Genomic DNA, 4,433 nt, shown 5'->3' with positions numbered 1-4,433 from the left:
GGATGACCCCGGACCGGGCCTGGGAGCTGGCCCACCAGATCGATGGCGAGGGCGCCGCGGTGGTGTGGTGCGGTCCGCAGGAGCAGGCGGAGCTCTACCACCAGCAGCTGGGCACCGAGGGGCTCACGATGGCACCGCTGGAGCCCGCCTGATGGGCCGGGTGGTGATCACCCACAGCACCTACCTGGAGGGGCTGATCCCGCTGCTCGAGCAGCTCGCCCGGGAGCCCGGGATCGACACGGTGGTGCCCGCGGTGATCAGCCGGGTGAGGGGGCGCAGCCCGGATCTGCGGCTGCGGCTGTCGACGCCGATCACGGGCGGGCACAAGCTGGTGGCCCGCCGCGGCAGCAGCGCCCAGGAGGTGTTCGTGGTGACCGGGCTCAGCCGCGAGGAGCTCGACGCGCTGGTACAGCGGCTGCTGAACGCCTGAGCCGCTGACTTGGCACCAGCGACGAGGCCAGCGGGTGAGCAGGGCCCGCAGCGCCGGTGGGATGAAGACAGTGGGATGTTGAAAAGGGTGGACCGCCGTGCCGTTCTGCCCCAGTGTTCGACCTGGTGGAACCAGAAGGGGTGTCAAGGGCGGGGCGCCGTTTCCGGCTGCAGGGCCGGCCTACGTTGCTTCCGCTGCAGACTCCCCATGTCGAAGAGGGAGTCAGATCAGAAAACTGTAGAAGGCAGTCACCAACACGGCAGTCCGTAGCAACCCTAGGGCAGCTGCGGGGGGAGTGGCCAGATGGCGCGCACCTGCTCGAGCCGCTGCATCGCCTCCCGCTGCCGCTCGGCCGGGTCGGCCGCCTCCAGCACCAGCGTCACGTGACCGAGCTTGCGGCCGGGGCGAGCGGCGCTCTTGCCGTACCAGTGCACGCTGGCGCCCGGCAGGGCGGCGAGCGCCTGGCGCTGGGAGGCGTAGTCGGAGTCGCCGGTCTCGAAGCCCAGCAGGTTGACCATCAGGGCACCGGGCACCTGCAGCTCCGCGGAGCCGAGGGGCAGCCCCGCCACGATCCGGGCCTGCTGGGCGAACTGGCTGGTGTGCGACGCCTCGATCGTGACGTGACCGGAATTGTGGGTGCGGGGCGCGATCTCGTTCACCTGCAGCCCGGCCGGGCCGTAGAAGAGCTCGATCGAGAGCACGCCCACGTAGTCGAGGGCCGTGACCAGGGAGCAGGCGATGTTGCGGGCGAAGGCCTGCACCGCCTGGGGCACGGCCGCGGGACTGAGCACCCAGTCGCACACCTGCTGGTGCTGATGGGTCTGCACCAGGGGGTAGCACTGCAGGTTGCCCTCCCGGTCGCGGCAGACCAGCTGGGCCAGCTCCAGCTCGAAGGCCACCAGTTCCTCCAGGATCCAGTCGTCCGGGTCAGCGCCGTGGGCGAGGGAGGCGAGATCGGCGGGGCTGCGCAGCACCCGGGTGCCCTTGCCGTCGTAGCCGCCGCGGCAGGCCTTGGCCATCATCGGCAGCGCATAGCCCTGGGGCAGGGCGCCGCCGGCGGGCAGGTCGCACCAGCGGGGGGCAGGCAGGCCGAGCCGCTCGAGCAGCTGGCGCTGGGCCTTCTTGCTCACTAGCGGCGCCAGCGCCTCCAGCCGCGGCAGGAAGGTGACGCCATCGGCCTCGAGGGGTGCCAGGGCCTCGAGATCGACCCACTCGTTCTCGAAGCTGATCGCGGCGCAGCGGCGGGCCAGCTCGCGGGTGGCGCTCACGTCGTCGAGCGGGGCCTGCACCACCGAGCTGGCCAGGGCGGTGGCCGGATCGTCGGCGGCAGGCGTCTGCACGTGCAGCTCGAGATCGAGCTCGCGGGCGGCGGCCGCCAGCATCCAGGCCAGCTGGCCGCCACCGACCACGCCGATCGATCGCCCTCTGCGGTCTGCCTGCCTTCGTGCTNGCGTGCCGATCACCACTGCCGGGGNTGCCGTTCGGGGCAACCAATCGCCCAGATTCGCATCCCCGCCGCGACGGGNTCGGCGCCGGGCTTCAGGTGAGTCCCTTGTCGCCGGCGAAGGCGTAGCGCACCAGGCTGAGCAGCAGCACCACCAGGAAGAGGGCCAGGCCCACGGTGCAGGCGTAGCTGATCTCCAGCTCGGAGAAGGCCTGGTCGTACACGTAGTAGACGATGGTGCGGGTGGCGTCGGCCGGGCCGCCCTGGGTCATCAGGAACACCTCCTCGAACACCTTGGTGGCGGCGATCGCCGAGATCACGGCCACCAGGGTGAGGTAGGGGCGCAGCAGCGGCAGGGTGATGTCGCAGTGCTTGCGCCAGCCNTCGCTGCCATCGAGGGCGGCAGCCTCGTAGAGCTCGGGCGCGATGCCCTGCAGGCCGGCCAGGAAGATCACCATGTAGTACCCCAGGCCCTTCCAGAGGGTCACGAGCATCACCGAGGGCAGGGCCAGCAGCGGTGAGCTGAGGAAGCCGATCGGGGAGAAGCCGCCGGGGAAGGCGCCGGCCAGCCAGCTGTGCCGGGTGAGCACGCCGAGCCACCCGTTGATCAGGCCGTTCTCGGCATAGAGCCAGCGGAAGGCGATCGCCGCCACCACGATCGACACCAGCACCGGCGTGTAGAAGGCGCCGCGGAACCAGTGGATGCCGGGCAGCTGGCGGTTGACCAGCACCGCCAGGGCGAGGGCACCGAGCACGATCGGCGGCACCACGCCCACCAGATAGAGGAAGGTGGTGGCGCTCACCCGGGCGAACATCGGGTCGCTGAGCAGGCGGCGGATGTTGGCCAGCCCCACGAAGCGCAGCGGCTCCGACACATCGAGNCCGGCCTGGGAAAAGCTCATCAGCAGGGCCAGGNCCGCCGGGATCAGCACCGAGAGGCCCAGCAGCAGCAGGGCCGGGGCGAGGAACGCCCAGGCGGTGGCCGTGCGGGGGNCGGAGGCGGACATCACGGCTCACCGGCTTGGCGCCATTGTGGGGCGTTCGATCGCCCGACGCCCTGTCCGTGTTGTCTGCCGATCCGCTGGCGGTGCTGCAGCAGGTGTGGGGCTACCCGGCCTTCCGCGGGCCGCAGGAGGCGATCGTGCGGCACGTGATCGGCGGTGGCTCGGGGCTGGTGCTGATGCCCACCGGCGGCGGTAAATCGATCTGCTACCAGGTGCCGGCCCTGTGCCGGCCTGGGCTGGGCGTGGTGGTGTCGCCGCTGATCGCCCTGATGCAGGACCAGGTGCAGGCGCTGCGTCAGGCAGGGGTGCGGGCCGGCGCGCTGCATTCCGCCCTGGCGCCGGAGCAGACGGCGGCGCTGTGGCGGCAGCTGAACGGCGGCGAGCTGGAGCTGCTCTACGTGTCGCCGGAGCGGCTGCTGGCGGGCGATCTGCTGGAGCGGCTGACCCAGCTGCCGGGCGAGGAGCCGCTGGCCCTGTTCGCGATCGACGAGGCCCATTGCGTGTCGCAGTGGGGCCACGACTTCCGGCCCGAGTACATCCAGCTGGGGGTGCTGGCCGAGCGCTTCCCGGCGGTGCCGCGCCTGGCGCTCACCGCCACGGCGGATCCGCGCACCCGCGAGGAGATCGTGACGCGGCTGCGCCTGGAGCAGGGGCGGGTGTTCCTGGCCAGCTTCGATCGGCCCAACATCCGCTACCTGCTGCGGGCCAAGGACGAGCCGAAGGCCCAGCTACTGCGCTTCCTGGCGGAGCATCGCGGCGAGGCGGGGATCGTGTACGCGCGCTCCCGCAGCCGGGTGGACCGGCTGGCGGCCGAACTCCGGGCGGCGGGCTTCGATGCGGTGGCCTACCACGCCGGTCTGGAGAGCGGCGTGCGCAGCGCCGCCCTGGAGCGCTTCCGCAACGAGGCCGCCGTGGTGGTGGTGGCCACGATCGCGTTCGGGATGGGCATCGACAAGCCGGACGTGCGCTTCGTGGCCCACGTGGACCTGCCCAAGAGCCTGGAGGCCTACTACCAGGAGACCGGCCGGGCGGGGCGCGACGGACTGCCGGCGGTGGCCTGGATGGTGCACGGGCCGGGCGATGTGCCCCAGCTGCGGCGCTTCATCGACGACTCCGAGGCTCCCGCGGCCCAGAAGCGGATCGAGCACGGCAAGCTCGATGCGCTGATCGGCTTCACCGAGGCGCCGGGCTGCCGCCGCCAGGTGCTGCTGGCCCACTTCGGCGAGACCCTGGCCGAGCCCTGCGGCAACTGCGACGGCTGCCTGGAACCCCGCCCCCGCAGCGATAGGACCGTGGCGGCCCAGAAGCTGCTCTCGGCCGTCTGGCGCACCGGCCAGCGGTTCGGGGCTGCCCACCTCACGGATGTGCTGCTCGGCGCCGACACCGAGCGGATCCGCGCGCTGGGGCACCACGAGCTGAGCGTGCATGGCATCGGCGGCGAGCTCGACCGGGAGCAGTGGCGGGCGCTGATCCGCCAGCTCACGGGCCTGGGGCTGCTGGAGCCGGTGCCCGAGGGTCGCGGCGGCCTGCGCTGGGGTGCGGAGGAGGCGGTGCG

General features: G+C 72.0%; 5 protein-coding genes and 1 other RNA gene. 3 read left to right on the top strand and 3 right to left on the bottom strand.

Annotation, left to right across the window (positions count from 1 at the left end):
- Positions 1 to 152, top strand: a 152-nt coding sequence (locus SYNGFB01_RS09865) for an ATP-dependent Clp protease adaptor ClpS (protein WP_048017887.1), incomplete at its 5' end; no start/stop codon positions are given.
- Positions 152 to 430: a DUF2103 domain-containing protein gene (locus SYNGFB01_RS09860; protein ID WP_048017886.1), complete on the top strand. Its 279-nt coding sequence runs from the start codon at positions 152 to 154 to the stop codon at positions 428 to 430. The genes SYNGFB01_RS09865 and SYNGFB01_RS09860, both read left to right, overlap by 1 nt.
- Positions 431 to 515: 85 nt before the next feature.
- Here the strand turns inward: SYNGFB01_RS09860 and ssrS are convergent.
- The 3 genes from ssrS to SYNGFB01_RS09850 all read right to left on the bottom strand — a co-directional run bounded on the left by ssrS (position 516) and on the right by SYNGFB01_RS09850 (position 2,881).
- Positions 516 to 699, bottom strand: a non-coding RNA gene (ssrS, locus tag SYNGFB01_RS13350) — 6S RNA.
- Between the two features lie 6 nt (positions 700 to 705).
- Positions 706 to 1,845, bottom strand: coding sequence for a 5-(carboxyamino)imidazole ribonucleotide synthase (locus SYNGFB01_RS09855; RefSeq protein WP_369795539.1), 1,140 nt, complete (start codon positions 1,843 to 1,845; stop codon positions 706 to 708).
- Between the two features lie 124 nt (positions 1,846 to 1,969).
- Positions 1,970 to 2,881: a carbohydrate ABC transporter permease gene (locus tag SYNGFB01_RS09850; protein WP_048017885.1), complete on the bottom strand. Its 912-nt coding sequence runs from the start codon at positions 2,879 to 2,881 to the stop codon at positions 1,970 to 1,972.
- 59 nt (positions 2,882 to 2,940) lie between these two features.
- Here SYNGFB01_RS09850 and recQ point away from each other — a divergent pair.
- Positions 2,941 to 4,433 (top strand): DNA helicase RecQ (recQ, locus tag SYNGFB01_RS09845; RefSeq protein ID WP_048017884.1); only part of this gene is annotated, 1,493 nt, incomplete at its 3' end.

The organism is Synechococcus sp. GFB01, from assembly GCF_001039265.1.
Classification (GTDB): Bacteria; Cyanobacteriota; Cyanobacteriia; order PCC-6307; family Cyanobiaceae; genus NIES-981.
The sequence above is the reverse complement of the archived record's forward strand: the minus strand, read 5'-3'. Positions and strand labels throughout refer to the sequence as shown.

Excerpts from the sequence above, each read along its gene's own strand:
- SYNGFB01_RS09860 (WP_048017886.1), top strand. The coding sequence starts at position 152 with ATGGGCCGGGTGGTGATCACCCACAGCACCTACCTGGAGGGGCTGATC.